The 17,388-nt window shown below is 38.6% G+C and carries 14 protein-coding genes and 1 pseudogene; 10 read left to right on the top strand and 5 right to left on the bottom strand.

Features of this window, described 5'->3' with window-relative positions:
- Positions 1 to 44: 44 nt before the first annotated feature.
- Both X953_RS14445 and X953_RS14440 read left to right on the top strand, forming a co-directional pair.
- Positions 45 to 1,262, top strand: coding sequence for an MFS transporter (locus X953_RS14445; RefSeq protein ID WP_052350147.1), 1,218 nt, complete (start codon positions 45 to 47; stop codon positions 1,260 to 1,262).
- Between the two features lie 168 nt (positions 1,263 to 1,430).
- Positions 1,431 to 3,101: an AarF/ABC1/UbiB kinase family protein gene (locus X953_RS14440; RefSeq protein ID WP_040956217.1), complete on the top strand. Its 1,671-nt coding sequence runs from the start codon at positions 1,431 to 1,433 to the stop codon at positions 3,099 to 3,101.
- A 111-nt stretch (positions 3,102 to 3,212) separates the two neighbouring features.
- On the opposite strand, the gene X953_RS14435 is transcribed toward X953_RS14440, so the two are convergent.
- From X953_RS14435 to X953_RS14425, 3 genes are all read right to left on the bottom strand, one after another.
- The gene (locus X953_RS14435; protein ID WP_052350146.1) at positions 3,213 to 3,659 is read right to left on the bottom strand and encodes a hemerythrin domain-containing protein; all 447 of its coding nucleotides are present in this window, start codon (positions 3,657 to 3,659) and stop codon (positions 3,213 to 3,215) included.
- A 121-nt stretch (positions 3,660 to 3,780) separates the two neighbouring features.
- Complete coding sequence (locus tag X953_RS14430; RefSeq protein ID WP_040956216.1) at positions 3,781 to 4,326, bottom strand: YusW family protein; 546 nt, start codon at positions 4,324 to 4,326, stop codon at positions 3,781 to 3,783.
- Positions 4,327 to 5,070: 744 nt separating this feature from the next.
- Positions 5,071 to 6,177 carry an aminopeptidase P family protein gene (locus tag X953_RS14425; protein WP_040956215.1) on the bottom strand — a complete coding sequence of 369 codons (1,107 nt, stop codon included), beginning with the start codon at positions 6,175 to 6,177 and terminating at the stop codon, positions 5,071 to 5,073.
- Positions 6,178 to 6,510: 333 nt separating this feature from the next.
- Here X953_RS14425 and X953_RS14420 point away from each other — a divergent pair, with 333 nt between their 5' ends.
- From X953_RS14420 to X953_RS14410, 3 genes are all read left to right on the top strand, one after another.
- A complete protein-coding gene (locus X953_RS14420) occupies positions 6,511 to 6,921 on the top strand; it encodes an MATE family efflux transporter (protein WP_040956214.1) in 411 nt (136 codons plus the stop codon).
- A 111-nt stretch (positions 6,922 to 7,032) separates the two neighbouring features.
- Positions 7,033 to 8,193 (top strand): IS200/IS605 family element RNA-guided endonuclease TnpB, encoded by a 1,161-nt coding sequence (gene tnpB / locus X953_RS14415; protein ID WP_052350145.1) that lies wholly within the window; start codon positions 7,033 to 7,035, stop codon positions 8,191 to 8,193.
- Positions 8,194 to 8,262: 69 nt separating this feature from the next.
- The gene (locus X953_RS14410) at positions 8,263 to 9,201 is read left to right on the top strand and encodes an MATE family efflux transporter (protein WP_232217702.1); all 939 of its coding nucleotides are present in this window, start codon (positions 8,263 to 8,265) and stop codon (positions 9,199 to 9,201) included.
- Between the two features lie 80 nt (positions 9,202 to 9,281).
- On the opposite strand, the gene rpoN is transcribed toward X953_RS14410, so the two are convergent.
- Positions 9,282 to 10,604, bottom strand: a complete 1,323-nt coding sequence (gene rpoN / locus X953_RS14405; protein WP_040956213.1) for an RNA polymerase factor sigma-54 — start codon at positions 10,602 to 10,604, stop codon at positions 9,282 to 9,284.
- 222 nt (positions 10,605 to 10,826) lie between these two features.
- On the opposite strand from rpoN, the gene X953_RS14400 reads away from it, so the two are divergent.
- Positions 10,827 to 11,276 (top strand): YkvA family protein, encoded by a 450-nt coding sequence (locus X953_RS14400; RefSeq protein WP_040956212.1) that lies wholly within the window; start codon positions 10,827 to 10,829, stop codon positions 11,274 to 11,276.
- 16 nt (positions 11,277 to 11,292) lie between these two features.
- Here the strand turns inward: X953_RS14400 and X953_RS14395 are convergent, their stop codons facing one another.
- Positions 11,293 to 12,660, bottom strand: coding sequence for a uracil/xanthine transporter (locus tag X953_RS14395; protein WP_040956211.1), 1,368 nt, complete (start codon positions 12,658 to 12,660; stop codon positions 11,293 to 11,295).
- A gap of 277 nt (positions 12,661 to 12,937) precedes the next feature.
- On the opposite strand from X953_RS14395, the gene X953_RS14390 reads away from it, so the two are divergent.
- The 4 genes and pseudogenes from X953_RS14390 (at position 12,938) to X953_RS14380 (ending at position 17,317) form a co-directional block, all read left to right on the top strand.
- The gene (locus X953_RS14390) at positions 12,938 to 13,618 is read left to right on the top strand and encodes a uracil-DNA glycosylase (protein ID WP_040956210.1); all 681 of its coding nucleotides are present in this window, start codon (positions 12,938 to 12,940) and stop codon (positions 13,616 to 13,618) included.
- Positions 13,619 to 13,666: 48 nt separating this feature from the next.
- Positions 13,667 to 13,883, top strand: a pseudogene (locus tag X953_RS20265) (fatty acid hydroxylase); the annotation flags it as partial.
- A 113-nt stretch (positions 13,884 to 13,996) separates the two neighbouring features.
- Positions 13,997 to 15,682 (top strand): peptide ABC transporter substrate-binding protein, encoded by a 1,686-nt coding sequence (locus X953_RS14385; RefSeq protein WP_040956209.1) that lies wholly within the window; start codon positions 13,997 to 13,999, stop codon positions 15,680 to 15,682.
- A 696-nt stretch (positions 15,683 to 16,378) separates the two neighbouring features.
- Positions 16,379 to 17,317 carry an LCP family protein gene (locus X953_RS14380; RefSeq protein WP_040956208.1) on the top strand — a complete coding sequence of 313 codons (939 nt, stop codon included), beginning with the start codon at positions 16,379 to 16,381 and terminating at the stop codon, positions 17,315 to 17,317.
- The last annotated feature ends 71 nt before the right edge of the window (positions 17,318 to 17,388 follow it).

Below are 17,388 nucleotides of genomic sequence, written 5' to 3'. Positions count from 1 at the left end.
CTATAATGTAACGAAAATAAGAAATTGATAGAACGGGGAATAAGATGGGAAATACAATTGCTAATCAACTAACGAATAAAACAGTCTACCCAATTTTATTTATTATAGGAACATGCCATTTACTCAATGATACGCTCCAAGCGGTCATCCCAGCGATGTTCCCTATACTGGAGAAATCGATGGGCCTTACATTTACGCAGTTAGGCTTTATTGCTTTTTCTTTAAATATGGTTTCCTCTGTCATGCAACCAGTAATAGGCATGTATGCAGATAAACAGCCACGTCCATATGCTTTACCGATAGGTCTTGCCAGCAGCATGTTCGGAATGGCTGGGTTGGCACTTGCCCCAAATTTTGGATTAATATTAATTAGTGTATTATTTATTGGCTTAGGGTCTGCTATCTTTCATCCTGAAGGGTCCCGGGTTGCCTATCTTGCTGCTGGACCACGTAGAGGTTTGGCACAATCGATATATCAAGTCGGTGGAAATTCAGGTCAGGCTCTGGCACCTGTTATAACCGCCTTGGTTCTTGTGCCGTTGGGACAGTTCGGCGCTATTTGGTTCACTCTCATAGCGGGGATTGCTGTTTTCCTGTTAATACATATTGCGAGATGGTATGCTGCACAAATGCATGTTTTCACTGCTCCAAAAAAGAAGGAGAGGCAGGACGGTTCTTCCAAGAAGACTTCTATTGCTATCCGGCATGCCTTAATTGTCCTTGTATTTCTGGTTTTTGCTCGCACATGGTATACAAGCGCTATTTCTAATTTCTATGCTTTTTATGCTATTGAAAACTATGGGCTATCTATCGCAAAATCCCAAATTTATATTTTTACGTTTCTGATTATGGGTGCAGTGGGAACCTTTTTAGGGGGGCCATTTGCCGATCGATTTGGGAAGAGGAATGTTATCTTATTGTCTTTCTTGGCAGCAGTCCCTCTTGCTATTGCTTTACCTTATGCCGGTCCTATTATTTCTATTATATTGCTTGGATTATTAGGGATTATTATTATGTCCAGTTTCTCTGTTACCGTTGTATATGCACAGGAATTGGTGCCTGGGAAAATTGGTATGATGTCAGGGTTAATCGTTGGTTTAGCATTTGGTATGGGAGCCATTGGTTCGGTAGCACTTGGATCTCTAATCGATTGGGTTGGCTTAACCCCAACAATGATAGCAATCTCTCTTTTCCCGCTTTTAGGGATATTGACCTTTCTACTCCCGAACGACCAAAAGGTGAGGGAATGGTATGCAGACTAAGTAATGCAACTGAAAACTAACTTGAACGAATGAATGTAGGGTGCTTGGCAATCTAAAATCAGCATATTGTTTCCTCAGAAAAATCTCTCAATAGCTATAATTTGTTTCAATGTACCTGTATAGGGAATTAGTACAATGGTATCTTGCAAAGTGGAGGAGAATGATGAAATGTTAGGAAAAAGAATTCGACACACCAAGCGGTATCAGGAAATTATTAATGCGCTTATTCGTAATGGATTTAGTCACGTACTGTTCCGTATTGGTCTGACGGAAAGAGGGGCAGCTAAAGACACACAAACAGCAGCTAATGTTAATTTGCAACATGTTGGTCGAAAGCTTCGTAATACCTTACAAGAGCTTGGACCAACTTTTATCAAGCTTGGTCAAATTGCAAGTTCTCGACATGACGCCCTACCTGAGGAAATCATTATAGAACTTGAAAAGTTGCAGGATGATGTACAGTTTTTTTCATTTGATAAGGTCCAACGAATTGTAGAGGAAGAACTTGGGGATTCGATGGACCACCTGTTTCAGTATGTACATGAGGAACCACTGGCAACTGCTTCTATTGGCCAAATACATGTGGGGAAATTACATAACGGAAAAGATGTAGCTATCAAAGTACAACGCCCTGATATTGAACATCGAATGGAGACAGACTTAGAAATTGTTCAAGGACTTGGCCGATTATTGGAAGAAAGAACAAGTTGGGCACGGAGATACCGAATCCTGGACATCATTGAAGAGTTTTCAGACTCCTTGCGCAATGAATTAAGTTATATCAGGGAAGGGCGGAATAATGAACGAATTGCCAAACAGTTCACTAATGATCCAACCGTTTATATTCCGAAAATATATTGGGAATTTACCAGTGAGAAAGTATTGACGATGGAGTTAGTAAAAGGAATAAAAGTAACAAAATGTGATGAAATAGATAAGCAAGGCTATGATCGCAAACAAATTGCAAAACGTCTCGTTGATGCAATGCTCCAACAAATTGTAGACCATGGATTTTTTCATGGTGATCCTCACGCGGGGAATATTTATGTTCTGCCAGGAAATACCGTAGCCTTTCTGGATTTTGGCATGGCAAGACGAATTAGTGAAGAATTAAATTACCATTTCGCTTCCATCATAATCCATTTACAGGATGGAAATTCAGATGCCATTATTAAAACTTTTTCATCTATGGACATAATGCATGAAGATACAGATGTAAAACGTTTGAAACGTGATTTAGATGATCTTCAGTTAAAATATGAAGAGACATTGGCAAATCAAAGTAGCTTGGGTAAAATTATTCTGGAAATATTTACGATTGCTTATCATCATAAAGTTGCTATTCCAGCTGAAATTTCCATCCTTAGCAAGGTGATTCTCATTCTGGAGGGAGTAATTAATCGACTTGATTCTGATTTCAGTATTATGAAAGCAGTTGAACCATATGCGAAAAAACTGATAAGAAGGCGTTACCATCCGAAGAATTTAATGGGAAGATCTATTAAGGAACTGATGGAAAGTGCTGATATTTTAACGAACTTACCCAAAGACATGAAAGAAATTATGTCTGTTATAAAAAAAGGTAAAGTAAAGCTTGATATAAATGTCAGTCAATTGGAATCAGTGATGCATCGTCTGGATCGCATTATTAATCGCCTTTCCTTTAGTATTATATTGCTGTCATTTAGCATCTTAATGGCAGGCCTTATTATTGGAGCGGCCATCACTGGCCAGACGACAATGCTCTGGGATTTGCCAATTATCGAAATTGGAACCGTTATTGCAGTGTTATTGTTTATTTTAATGATCTATACTATTATAAAATCTGGACGAATGTAAAAGTGGTTCTATCAAACGATAGAGCCACTTTCTCATATGAGGGAAAAAGCTACTGAGCGTATCAATTACATACTTGTGAGAATAGCTAATACTGGTGAGATAGCTACCAGTTTAATGTAAGTAAGGGGCAAGTTGTTGTAACTTATCTTCTGGTAAAGCTTGTTCTATCATAGGGAAAATTTCGCGCTCTTCTCTTCGGATGTGTTCCTCCAGTAAGTGTCCGAGTTCATGCATCTCAGATATCTTCATTGAATGCTGCAAAAGGAGATCCATATTTGCTCGGATTTTTTCATGCTCCTCAAGCATGAGTTGGATGAGAGGGTGGTCTAAGTCGCCCGCTTCAGCAAAAGCGGGAAGAAGAAATTCTTCCTCTTCTTTAAAGTGGCGAAGTCCATCCGGCTTCCAGAATTGATCCGCATCCTGGATAATTTGATCGACAGTCCATCTGCTTTCTTTCGTTCCGGCTCGCTTCAGTTTTAATGCTAGATGTAGACCAATCATATGATGTCGAGATAGCGGTTTTAATACCTCATGACGTTTTATGCCCTTTTTTGACAACGTTTATTCCACCTTTCATCTTAATCGATCTTCTATATTTATTATAGCATGGTGGATATAAAAAACAGGAGCAACGGCAAATCGTTGCTCCATAAGGATTATCCATACTCAACCTTTTAATCTAAGAAGATGTTTTCTCATCCTCGTATTCAATGGTAGTTCCATCTTTTAAAGTTAATTGTACTTCAAAATCTAAGTACTCTTTATCCAAGTCAAACGTCTCTAAAATTTCTTTAATAGCTTGATCTTTATTTGTATCTTTATTAATAGTTAATTTTGTAACATTTGGGTAAAGCTGATCAAATGCTGCCTTACCATTCATATTGTTCTCTTCCAATTCATTATTTAATTGGGCAGTGAGCTGCTTATTATCATACTCTATTTCTGCCTCATATTCTTTGTTATCCGGATAATTAACTTCAAGTTCAAATTCATTGTAATCTATGTCCTCTAATTTTTTGTTAATATCCTCCTCATTGGGATCAATAGAAGACTGTTGGTCATTATTATCTGCTTCTGTATCTTGATTATCCTCGTTTTCCATGTCTTCTGTTTGATTACTTTGCTCTTCGGAACCAGTTGTGTTACTTTCCCCATCCGCATTTTCGTTTTCTGACTGGCCACAAGCTGTTATAAATAATGCTGTAATAAAAAGAATGGAAATCATTATAAATCGTTTGATAATACCCCTCCTCAAAATTGTGTTAGTGAGCATTTCCCATGAGAAAGGGCTGTTAAACCAGAAAGATCGGCAATGCTACACTATACAAGAACAGATTTAATGATAGAGTTACAAACTGTTATCTAATACAAACAAATCTTACAGAGTTGGAATAAAGTGCGAACTAACTAAAAATATAGAGGCTGCGTAAATCACCGCTACGGGGAAATATTCCGCTTTCCGCGGGCGGCCTGCGAGCCTCCTCGAACTCCACTAACGTTCCGTTCTGTGGGGTCTCGCTAGTCTCGCTTTTCCCGCAGGAGTCTTCATATTTCCCCTTCGCTATAGACTGTATTCTAACTCTCTAAAATAAAAGAACAATACCAATTGATTGGAATGGAAGATGGCAATCTAAGAACGCCACCTCCTATGGCAACGATTGCATGACCAACGTCCTGTTGGCCCACGACTCCTGCCGGGCGGCAAAGAAGACACTGCGAGGTAACGAGCAGATGTCGCACTTGTACCCGGAGGTGTGAAAGCGTTCATCTGCAATGGAAATCAATGGCGGTTGATGATCATCAAAACGTATTAAGATATATTTTAGTAGTGTACCTTTTAGAAACAGTAATTTACAATACTTATAGTTACTTCGAAGTTTATCTATAATCCGAATTACTTAAAAAATAAATACGTTCAGCAAAAAATATAGAAAAGCTGCCCCATTTCGAACAAAGGGCAGCTTTCTCTTTATAATATTTTTAGCTCTTTCGGGAAGGAGGTTAGAACCTTTCTTTGACCATTCTCATTAATAAACACTTCATCTTCAATTCTTACTCCACCAAGTTCCGGCAGATAGATGCCTGGTTCAATTGTGAAAAAGAGGCCGGCTTCTGCAATTTCTTCATTATTACTATGAATGGAAGGTTCTTCATGTACCTCGATTCCCAAACCATGTCCAACTCGATTATGAAAATAATCTCCATAGCCACTTTCATTAATTACGTTTCTTGCAGCGATATCAAAGTTTTTCAATGGCACTCCAGCTTTTACTGCTTGAATACCTGCTTCGTTGGATTCCAGTACAATATTATAGATTTCTTTTTGTTTGTCTGATGCCTCTCCAATCACAAACGTTCTCGTGATATCAGAACAATATCCTTTTGGTGTAATTACTCCAAAATCAATTAGGAGGAAGTCACCATTTTTGAACTCCCGATCTCCTGGAACACCATGTGGAAGGGCAGACTTTTCACCAGCTAATACAATGGTAGAAAAGGAAGGGCCAGAAGCTCCAAATTTTTTCATAAGAAACTCGAGTTCAGCTGCAAGTTCAGCTTCTGTCATGCCAATCTTTACTTTCTTAATTCCTTCTTCAAGAACTTTTTCAATAATATCTACAGCTTCCTGAAGGTAGTTGATTTCTTCTCTGGATTTTTTCAGGCGCTGATGATTAATATTTGACTGTATGTCCTCATAGGAAGCTTTAGGGAAAACACCTTGTAACTTTTGGTGACGTAACATGGTGACATGTTTCATTTCTACACCAATTTTGTCGGTATTTTCACCGAGTTCACTTTTCAGTACAACAAAGGGATCTTGCTCATCAGAAATAGGAATACTGTTTTTAATTACTGAACCCTGGTCAGCCATTTCTTTATCTAGTGCTGGCACAAAAAGCTTTAAGTCCTGTGTACGATTATCAACAACAAAGGCCATGAAACGCTCATGAGGGTCCGAGTTAAACCCAGTGTAATAAAACACATTGGATGGGTCGGTGATTAAAGCAATGTCAATATTTTTTTCTGTTAAACTGTTTTTTAGTTGGTTGATTCTTTCTTGGTAGTCGATAGTCATAATAAATCCTCCATGCATCATTACGTCTGATGCCTATTTTAATTGATTAACTCTTTACCTACATCATTGCCTGCACGTTAAAAGGAAAAAGAGCATCCAAGTAAATGATAACACCTTTTTTCTTCTCTTTCACGTTGGGCAAATGTATAACTTATTATAATAAAATATTATCTTAAGCTATGTCCCTTTCTTTTACTGTTTAACCTTTTTTATAAAATAATCCTTTTCTCAATTCAAAAAGTAGTTGCGATCTACCGAAAAGCACTCAAAATGGACTTCCCTTTATAAACCTTCTAAAATAGACAGTATTATGAGAGATGGGGAGACGTTATTATGAGTATCGCAGAGCAAAAACTTGGTTCTCAAGGTGTCGTCAGAAGTTTCTTTCAGTATTTTATTCCTACACTCTTGGGAATGATGCTTATGTCGGTCAACATTGTGGTTGATGGCATTTTTGTCGGAAACGGTATTGGTTCTGTTGCACTTGCAAGTATTAACGTTGCTGTACCAGTGTGGTCAGTCATTATATCAATCTCTTTGTTAATCGGCATTGGCGGAGGTACGTTATACTCTATGGCTACGGGTGCCGGTAAGAGCGAAGAAGCGAAGCAAATATTCACAACTTCCATGCTCTTAATTACGATTAGCATCAGTATCATTGGGGGCGTGAGTTATTTAGCTTCAGAGCAATTGGCTAATTTATCCGAAAATAGGCGAGAATACTCCCATCCTCAAGGAACGTGAAGGGCGCAGCCCAGTGAGTAGGTGGGAGATGAATCGCCTTCGGACAAGGGGCAGCGTATGCTGCCTCAATTGTTCGACATCTCCTACCAACCAATAAGATAGTGTAGTATAATGGGAACATATATTCTTATTAGGGAGGTGGGCGCTGTACATAAAGCGTATAAATTCCGTATCTTTCCGAATCATCAACAGGAGGTATTGATTGCCAAAACACTTGGCTGTAGTCGATTTGTGTTCAACCATTTCCTTGAGGAATGGAACACAACCTATGAAAAAACGGGTACAGGCCTTACCTATAGCCTTTGTTCCAAAGCACTTACCGTCCTAAAGAAAGAATCCATCTGGCTGAAGGAAGTGGATTCCATTTCCCTGCAATCCGCATTGAAGAACCTAGCGGATGCTTATGATCGCTTCTTCCGTAAACAGAATGACCGGCCACGCTTTAAATCGAAAAACAATCCAGTCCAGTCCTATGTCACCCGGCATACAAACGGTAATATTGCGATTGTTGGCAACCATGTGAAGCTCCCGAAACTTGGACTTGTCCGTTTTGCAAAAAGCCGTGAAGTTGAAGGCCGTATCTTAAATGCGACCGTTCGCCGCAACCCTTCCGGTAAATACTTTGTCTCCATTCTGGTGGAAACGAATGTGTCGGAACTGCCGAAAACAGGATCTGCGGTCGGCATCGATGTTGGGCTGAAGGAATTTGCCGTTCTTTCAGACGGAACCCGTCATGAAAATCCACGGCATGTACGCAAACTGGAGAAGAAGCTGGCCAAGGCACAACGGATCCTGTCCAGAAGACGTAAAGGTGCTCTCCGCCGCAAATGCAAACTTGCAGAGGCTCACAATTACCAGAAACAGCGCCGAAAAGTCGCCCGCCTGCACGAGCAAATCATGAATAAACGCAACGATTACCTGCATAAACTCTCCACCGAAATTGTCAAAAACCACGACATCATCGGAATTGAGGATTTGCAGGTGAAAGATATGCTGCAAAATAGACAGCTTTCAAAGGTAATCAGTGAAGCAAGCTGGTCGACTTTTCGTACGATGCTGGAATACAAGGCCGAATGGTACGGAAAGCAGGTTGTCGTTGTTTCAAAGACATTCCCAAGCAGCCAATTATGCTCCAACTGTGGTCATCAGCATAAGGACATCAAAAACCTTGCCTTGCGTAAATGGGACTGTCCTTCTTGCCAAACGCATCATGACCGGGACTTGAACGCGGCACTCCGCCTCTTAACCGCAGGAACTGTGGAGATCGCCTAATCAAGTAGAGACCGTTGGGTTTCTGTACTTAGGAATCCCCCACTTCAATTTGACCGCGAGGTTAAATAAGTGGCGGGTAGTTCAACGTCTGTTATCATCGCCTGGGAAAACGTTGTTAGTATTTTTCTCCGTAATGATGGAGCTCCAAAGCTGGCGATGGCTGGACTTATTGTGTCCGCTGTACTAAATATTGTCCTGAATTATTGGATGATATTTATTTTGGATTGGGAAGTAAAAGGGGCAGCATTAGCAACAGTGCTAGCAACAGTTGCTGGTTTATTCGTTTATTTGCTGCATTTTTTCAATAAAGATGCAGGTTTGCGATTTACCAGAATACGTTTCAGAAAATCGCTCATTCGTCCGATCTCCAAGCTCGGATTTCCAAACTTTCTTTCTGAGGCAGGTACGGGCGTGTTTGTAATGGGATATAATCTTGGAATGGCCTATTACGCTGGTACGACTGGACTCGCCGCATTTTCTGTGATCAATTATTTGCATACCTTTATGTTTTTGGCCTTTATTGGAATAGGGTCTTCCATTCAACCAATGATCAGTTATTACTATGGGGCAAAAAAATACAATGCCATTAAAGAAACAGTAAAAATTGCAGAAATAACTGGATTTGGGCTTGGTATTGTGTTTATTCTTATCGGTTATGTAGGCTCGGATTTCCTTGTTTCTATATTCGGCGTAGCAACAGAGGAAATACGCCAGCTCGCGATAAGTGGAATAAAGCTTTTCTTTATAGGTTATCTTTTTATGGGGACAAATTTCATTTATATGACCTATTATCAATCCATCGGTTATGTAAGACCTTCCATTTGGATTACATTGTTCAGAGGATTTATTCTATTAATTGCCTCATTGCTCATTCTGCCAGCTTGGTTAGGCACGATGGGAATTTGGTTAGCATTGCCAATATCAGAAGGCTTAGTTGCAATTATTCTGTTGATTTATGCCAGGAAAGAAGTAATGAAACGAAAGTGGAATCAGGGAGCTCAGTACTAATGTATTGGGCTTCTGTCAAAACGTAAATAACCATCTCTGAGAAAATAAATTAAAAAACGATTGGCTAAACGGACAGGATGTCAGCCAATCGTTTTTCTTTTGGATGAGGAAAGAATATTTAATTCTTCTCTATATTTGGCAATCGTGCGACGTGATATTGTGATGCCATTCTCTTTCTTAAAATGATCGGCTAGCTTTTGATCAGAAAGGGGCTTTTTCCTGTCTTCTTGTTGTATTAATTGCTTTAAGCGGAGTTTTATCTGAGTCGCAGATACCTCAGTCCCATTATTGCCACCAATTTTTGCGGTGAAAAGCTTTCTCATTTCAAAGCAACCCAGCGGTGTACGAATTACTTTATTGCTTGTTGCCCGACTAATAGTTGATTCATGCATTCCTATTTGGTCAGCAATCTCTTTTAAGGTCATTGGCTTTAAGTGAGTAAAACCTTTCTCAAGAAAAAGCTGCTGCCTTTCCACAATAGCCTTTGTAATATTTATAATGGTAGTCTTCCGTTGCTCTATGCTTTTTATCAACCATTTGTACTTATGGTAATTATCTCTTATATAAGCTCCTGCTTTTGAATGGGTTTGCTTCAAGTGAAGGTAACCTTCATTCACTCTCAGGTTTGGCATAAATGGGTCATGAAAAATAATTGTATATTCGCCATTCACTTTCTCTATAGAGACATCCGGATAAAGTACTTGTGTATCTGAAGCCATGGTTGCGGAATAGGGCCTGGGGTGAAGGGAAGTTATTGAACTAACTAACTCACTTAATTCTTCATTAGAGATTTGAAGCAGTTTACCTAGTTCTTGCCACTTTCTATCAGCTAAAAGGTCAAGGTATTCTGCAATGACAAGCGTAAGCAATGGTTTATCCGGATAATAGTGTTTGGCCTGAATAGTTAGGCATTCCTTCAGGTTTCGGGCCCCAACGCCTATCGGTTCCAGTTGCTGCAATTTATCTATCACCCTCGCCACTTTATCTGTCGAGATAGAAAGATCTTCAGCTATATTTCTATCTTGTATAGGTATGTAACCATGATCATCCAAATTAAGAATGATATATTTCATTATTTTTTGTTCTTGTTCCGTAATGGATAGGTAATTTACTTGTTCAAGTAAGTCCTCACACCGATTGGGGCTTTTGCTGGCAATAGATGCCAAAGGATTAAAATTGTTGTCTTGTGAATTCCTTGTCCTTGAAGCAGCATAGCCTTTTTCATAATAATCATCTGTGTAAAGCGTTGGTTCTTCCAACTCAATTAATGGATTTTCCGTAGCCTGTTCCTGAATATAATGCGATAATTCTAACGCTGAGTATTGTAAGAGGGCAATTGATTGCCTAAGCTCTGTTGTCATAACTAAGTTCATTGATTGTTTTTGAAAAAGACCTAGTTCCATCATTAACCCTCCCAAGTATCAAGATAAGTATGCGCTTACATAGTTATTGAAAATAATATGTATATCATTCTATTATTATACTAAACAATTTTATCTTTTTTGTATAGGGGGATATAAGGGAGGAAGGCTAGGTTTTATAAAATACAGCTTGCGAGCTGGTATGTTTTTTTATGTCGAAATTCAGGTATAATAGAAATAGCTTGGCAAGAAGGAGGGACAATTATGTTCAAAAAGAAAAAAGCAAAGCACTCTCCAGAATTAGAAGAATTTAACGCTGAGGAAGCGATTAAAGGCAAAAGTTCTTATTTTACGGAACATGCGTTTAAAGATAAATTAGGAAAGTATGCCAAAAAGTTAGGAATTAAAATTTCTTACTATAGTTTATTACTATTTTATGCCTTTAAAAGTCCGGCAACTTCAAAGAAGGATAAGTTAACAATTGCTGGGGCATTGGGTTATTTAATTCTTCCGGTGGACGCAATTCCGGATTTTATCCCTGTAGCAGGTTTAGCAGATGATGCAAGTGTCATTCTTTATGCTGTTTACCGAGTAATCTCAAGTATTGACGATGAGGTGAAAGGACAAGCTGATAGAAAAATGAAGAAGCTTTTTGGAGATCATTACCTGGAGAAGACGGAAGATATCGATACGAAACTAACTCCCAACATCTAAAACGCAAGCCGGAAGTTTATTTTCCGGCTTGCGTTTTGTTGTACTCATTGGAAACCTTAATTTGCAAGTCTTTTGAGCCATTTTTCTTTTGACTCTTTTTTTCCTTAAACACATTTTCCATTATTAAAGAAAGCATGATACCGACTAATAGGCCATTACTAATTAATGGTTGTATTGTGTCAGGTAGTGTTTCAAAATTGTATTCGGGCATTGTCATGATGATGATGCCACAAAAAATAGGTATACCTAACCTATAAACATTCATTGTACTGAATTCTACTTCTTTAAAGAAATTCCATGATGAACCTAATAATTGAAGATAAGCGACAAATAACACAGCACTTCCAACACTTAGTGGAAGTAAGGAAAAGAACTGCCCAATGATGGGAATTAGCCCCATCATTAAAAACATGGCGCCTCCTAAGGCAAAGGGAAGAATTCTATAAATCGATGTCTGTTTGAGAAAACCGATGGATGAAACGTATGGTGCGTATGGAACAAGTCCAAATAAACCTGCAATACCAGTGAAAATTCCTGTGAGGGTAAAAGACGCACGATATTGCCGCTTGGTGGTATGGCGGCCATAGAATTCATCCGTGCCTTTTAGTGCACCAAACGTATTTGCTGTATTTAATAAGCCGGTTAAAACAGCAGTGATAACAATGCCGCTATTCCATGTTGGACTACCTAATGGAAAGATTTCATAACTTCCCGATTGTGTTGAATTTATGCCATTGTTCGGATTAAAAACAATTTCGTATAAAATCCAACCCACGATGATCCCAATTAGCAAACTATAACGACTTATCGGTGCTGGGGCCTTAACCGTTATAATAATAACAATGATAGCAATTAAAATTGATAACAGCGATATAGGCACATTAATATGCCCAGATGGTGTTTGCTGTCCAAAAGGAATCCCTAGCATCCCTTTCATAAAAATCCCAATCAGCTGACAGCCAAATAAAAACATAAACACACCCATTACGGAGGAGTTAAACAATAAAGCTAACCTTGGCCCCCATCCTGCTAAACCAATCAACACAGTCAAACCACCGGATAGGAGAACACCTACTGTTAGACTGCCACCTACTACTTCCATAGAGGCACCTTGTGCAGAAGCAGTTGTGATTACTGTTAAAATTACTCCCCACCACAGCCCTGACTGTCCTTCCATAATGGCGCGTTGATGGCCAAAAAAAGCTTGTAAGATACAGGCAATCCCAGTCACTATAAAGGAAAGCTGAATCAATGGAACGGTTTCTTCCTGTGAAAGGGCAAACGCGGCACCAATTGTTATAGGGATAACGATAATATTTGAAAAGATAAAGAACAACCATTGGATCCCTGCAAACCAATTAGAAGGGAGGCGTAACTCCTTCATTATCTTTCACCCACTCACTGGTTAATAATTGAAAATTACCTCTATTCCGTGTAAATAATACTATTACTTTATCAGATTGATCATGGAAAATCATCCTTATTTAATCAGATTGTGATAAATAGTAACGGAATCCTAGAAAGCGGTTTAAAATTAAATCTTTCTACTTATAAAAGTTTAGTAACAAACTCTTGTTTTATTACTAGCTTTTGTTGTTATTAGCTTCACTAACGGGTTCTACGTTAAACTTATAGAGAAGTTAATAGAAGGAGAGAACGGAATGCAAAAACAAATATTGAAAAACGACTGGTCTGATTTACTGGCAGAAGAGTTTGAGAAAGACTACTATATTACATTGCGAGAATTCTTAAAAGTTGAATACAATAATAATATTGTTTACCCACCAATGGATGATATCTTTAACGCATTACATCTGACTCCATTTAAAGATGTGAAGGTCGTCATCTTGGGGCAGGATCCTTATCATGGCCCCAATCAAGCGCAAGGCCTCAGTTTTTCAGTAAATAAAGATGTAAAAGTACCGCCATCCTTAAAAAATATTTTTCAAGAATTAGAGAATGATATTGGATGTACAAGACCTGATCATGGAGATTTAACAAAGTGGGCAAGGCAGGGGGTATTGCTTCTAAATACCGTCCTGACTGTGAAAAAAGGAGAGCCGCACTCCCATCGCAATAAAGGTTGGGAAACATTTACTAACCGAGTTATTGAAGTTCTTAACAAAAAGGACCATCCAATCGTTTATATCCTTTGGGGAAGGGCAGCGCAAAGTAAAGAAGAGATAATTAACGTTAAGAAACACTCTATTATTAAATCTCCCCATCCGAGTCCCTTTTCTGCAAGACGCGGTTTTTTCGGCAGCAAGCCCTTTTCACGTACAAACCAACACTTGAAAAAATTAGGACAAACCGAAGTGGATTGGTGTATAGACGAAAGATAAGCGATCTTGCTTAAAGCTATAAAGGCAACGGCTTAAGCTAATAAATATTATGAGTGGAAGCATTATGTAGCACATAAACCGATTCATCCATCCACTACATTAGGGAAAAAGCTTAAAAAAAATCCATCTTTGGCATCATTACAAAAATGAGAATTATTGGTTTGGAGTTACTCATAGCTCTATTGATAAAACAATGGGTACCTATCGAAATCACAAAGAAGTAGAAAAAAGTGCTACAGCGAAAAATCTGGAAAAGAGAGTATGATTTACAAAATTATTCTAAAAACTCTTTACTTTTATATAAGATTAACTATATAATAACTCTTAATAATTCAATTTATTTGAATATAGAAAAAACAACCAGGGGGGAATTTTTACATGAAGTTGAAGCAATGGATGATTTTATTAGCAGTAGGTCTATTACTAGGCGTATTAGCAGCATGTTCTGGTGATAAAGCAGAAGAAACATCAGGAGAAAAAGAGACAAGCAGTGAAGTAAACGAGGAAGCGGCCGCAGAAGGTGAAAAAGTTCTTAGCTTTATAAACCCGGAAACCATTCCTTCTATGGATTCCTCGCTTGCAACAGATGAATCATCTTTTATTTACTTAGCAGCAACTACAGAAGGCTTGTACCGCTTGGATGAAAACGCGAAACCGGTAGAAGGAATCGCGAAAAAACATGAAGTTAGTGATGATGGTCTAACATGGACGTTTCATTTAAGGGAAGATGCAAAATGGCAAAATGGAGACCCTGTTACAGCACATGATTTTGTATATGCATGGCAACGTGCAGTTAATCCTGACACAGGATCAGAATATGGGCCTTATATGATGAATGGTGTTATTAAAAATGCAACTGCCATCAGTTCAGGTGAGAAGGCAGTTGAAGAATTAGGTGCAAAAGCAGAAGATGATTATACATTAGTAGTTGAACTTGAAAATCCAACTCCATATTTTGAATCATTGACTACATTTGGTACTTTCTTTCCACTAAATCAAAAATTTGTTGAAGAGCAGGGAGATAAATATGCAACCAGCTCAGATGCATTGCTTGCTAATGGGCCATATAAGATGGCAGATTGGGAAAGCACTAGCAGCTCTTGGACGTTAGAAAAAAACGAAGATTACTGGGATGCGGATTCAGTAAAGATGAATCAGTTAAAATTCGAAGTCGTAAAAGACCCACAAACTGCAGTAGATTTATATGAGTCTGGAGTAGTAGATCGTGTTGATTTGACTTCAGATCTAGTTGACCAATACGCAACGAATGAAGATTATGTGATTTCACCAGATACCTTTGTATACTTTATGAAGTATAATCAAACTACCAATGAAGCGTTAGCAAATAAGAATATTAGAAATGCAATGAACAGAGCCTTCGATAAGCAAGCATTAGTAGATCAAATCTTAAACAATGGCTCGATTGTAGCAAACGGACTAATTCCAGTAGACTTTACTCCAATGCCTGAATCTGGTGAAGATTTCAGGGAAGTGAGTGGCGATCTTAGCACATATAATGTAGAAGAAGCTAAAGAGCTATGGAAAAAAGGATTAGAGGAGCTTGGTACCGATTCAGTTGAATTGGAATTATTAACAGATGATGATGAGACAACCAAAACAATGGTACAATACCTTGCAAACCAGTTGTCTACAAATCTTGAAGGTTTAACAATTAATCTAAAACAAGTACCTAAGGAACAACGTCTGGATCTTAACGACAATATGGATTATGAGTTACAGGTTTCTCGCTGGGGTCCCGATTTCTTAGATCCATTTACTTTCATGAATCTATGGACAACAGAAAGCGGAAATAATAAGATGGGTTATTCTAACTCTAAATATGATCAGCTAGTTGGCGATACAGCAACAAAGCTAGCTACAGACAATCCGGCACGTTATGAGAATTTCCTTGAAGCAGAAAAGATTCTCTTTGAAGATGCAGCTATAGCTCCACTATATCAAGCATCTCGTGCTCAATTAGTTTCACCAAAAGTAAAAGGTGTCCATGTAAATCCATTTGGAGCAACATATGAATACAAATGGGCAGACGTAGGAGCAGAATAACTTTTTCATGATAACTAGAATCATAGCTGGTATTACCTTTAACATAGGGAAACTATCAGCTATGATTTTTTGCGTTTTCTACATGTGTGGAGTTTTAAAGTAAGTCGTAAAATATATAAACTCCGACGTAACTTGGTAGTAGTTTATCTCATTTTAAGAAGGTGAATGGACCCATTGATTTCCACTGCAGGGGGACGCTTTCCGCCGGCAAGGCTTCAGCCGCTCCTCCGCTACGCTCCGTCCAGGGTCTTCAGCTCTTGCTATTCCGGCAGGAGTCGCCCCCTTCCGCTCCAATCAATTGGTATGTGCTATTGATTAATTTGAGGTATTTAAGAATTGAATAAGTGGCTCTTATCTGAAATAGCTTTGAGATCTACACCTTAGCGAAGGGGAAATATGGAGACTCCTGCGGGAAAAGCGAGACTAGCGAGACCCCACAGAACGGAACGTTAGTGAAGTTCGAGGAGGCTCGCAGGCCGCCCGCGGAAAGCGGAATATTTCCCCGTAGCGGTGATTTACGCAGTCTCTATATTCTTAGTTAGGTCGCAGTTTCCTCCAACTACGCAAGAATTGAAGTTTGCTAGTAAGCAATTGATTATGTAAATTCTGTCAAAAATAGGAGTATTCTAAACTGAAAGAGTAGTGTATAATAGAAAGAGCTTTGGAGAAATACATATAATAATGGAGAGAGTAAACATGGATCAGAAAAGAACGAGTAAGAAAAAAAAGAAAAAAAGTTTATGGCTTAAAGTTTCTATAGCAGTAATTCTATTACTAGTATTAAGTATCGGAGGTTACGCCTATTCGATATACCATAATGCTAAAACCACATTAAATGATAAAATGCACGAACCTGTTAAAGCAATTGATACTAAGAAGACAAAGGTCAAAATTAAAGATGCAGAAGTATTAAATATACTCCTGTTAGGTGTAGATGAGCGTGAAAATGACAAAGGTCGTTCGGATGCCATGATGGTTTTAACCTTGGATCCTAAAAATGATAAAATGCAGCTCGTAAGTATTCCGCGCGATACAAGAACAGAGATCGTAGGTAAAGGAATTGAAGATAAAATTAATCACGCCTATGCATTTGGAGGCAGTGATATGTCAGTTGCAACCGTGGAGAATTTCCTGGATATTGATCTGGATTACTATGTGAGAATGAATATGGAAGGATTGGAAGAAGTAGTTAACCAACTTGGTTCCATCACCGTATACAATGATATCGCATGGGATGACGGGAAGTACGAATTTGGTTTTGGCCCCACCGAAATGGATGGAGATAAAACGATGCACTTTGTTCGTATGAGAAAACAGGATCCAGATGGTGACTTTGGCAGAACAAAGCGACAACGTCAAGTAATCCAAGGGATTGTAAATAAAGGAGCATCTGTAAGCTCTGTTACGAAAATCAATGGAATGATTGATGTGCTTGGTAATAATATGGCAACAAATCTGGACTTTGATGACATGAAAAACATGCTCTCCCAGTATAAAAGTACTCGAAAAAACTTCACTGACTATCAGATGAAGGGAACTGGCACAAAGATGGATGGCATTTATTATCTAATTGTTGCTGATGAAGAAGTGGAGAAAGTGCATGGAATGATAACAGGTGTGGAATCGGGAATTTAACACGCATAATTAAAGAAAAGGGGACACTTCTTTGTTAATCTGGAAAGTGTTCCTTTTTTACATTAAATCTG

The organism is Virgibacillus sp. SK37, from assembly GCF_000725285.1.
In the GTDB taxonomy this organism is placed as follows: domain Bacteria; phylum Bacillota; class Bacilli; order Bacillales; family Amphibacillaceae; genus Virgibacillus_Q.
Note: the sequence above shows the minus strand (reverse complement) of the source record. Positions and strands in the feature narration are given on the sequence as shown.

Bases quoted from the DNA above. Each gene is read 5' to 3' on its own strand.
- X953_RS14445 (WP_052350147.1), top strand. From the start codon at position 45: ATGGGAAATACAATTGCTAATCAACTAACGAATAAAACAGTCTACCCA.
- X953_RS14440 (WP_040956217.1), top strand. From the start codon at position 1,431: ATGTTAGGAAAAAGAATTCGACACACCAAGCGGTATCAGGAAATTATT.
- X953_RS14430 (WP_040956216.1), bottom strand. From the start codon at position 4,326: ATGATTTCCATTCTTTTTATTACAGCATTATTTATAACAGCTTGTGGC.
- X953_RS14425 (WP_040956215.1), bottom strand. From the start codon at position 6,177: ATGACTATCGACTACCAAGAAAGAATCAACCAACTAAAAAACAGTTTA.
- X953_RS14420 (WP_040956214.1), top strand. From the start codon at position 6,511: ATGAGTATCGCAGAGCAAAAACTTGGTTCTCAAGGTGTCGTCAGAAGT.
- tnpB (WP_052350145.1), top strand. From the start codon at position 7,033: ATGGGAACATATATTCTTATTAGGGAGGTGGGCGCTGTACATAAAGCG.
- rpoN (WP_040956213.1), bottom strand. From the start codon at position 10,604: ATGGAACTAGGTCTTTTTCAAAAACAATCAATGAACTTAGTTATGACA.
- X953_RS14400 (WP_040956212.1), top strand. From the start codon at position 10,827: ATGTTCAAAAAGAAAAAAGCAAAGCACTCTCCAGAATTAGAAGAATTT.
- X953_RS14395 (WP_040956211.1), bottom strand. From the start codon at position 12,660: ATGAAGGAGTTACGCCTCCCTTCTAATTGGTTTGCAGGGATCCAATGG.
- X953_RS14390 (WP_040956210.1), top strand. From the start codon at position 12,938: ATGCAAAAACAAATATTGAAAAACGACTGGTCTGATTTACTGGCAGAA.
- X953_RS14385 (WP_040956209.1), top strand. From the start codon at position 13,997: ATGAAGTTGAAGCAATGGATGATTTTATTAGCAGTAGGTCTATTACTA.
- X953_RS14380 (WP_040956208.1), top strand. From the start codon at position 16,379: ATGGATCAGAAAAGAACGAGTAAGAAAAAAAAGAAAAAAAGTTTATGG.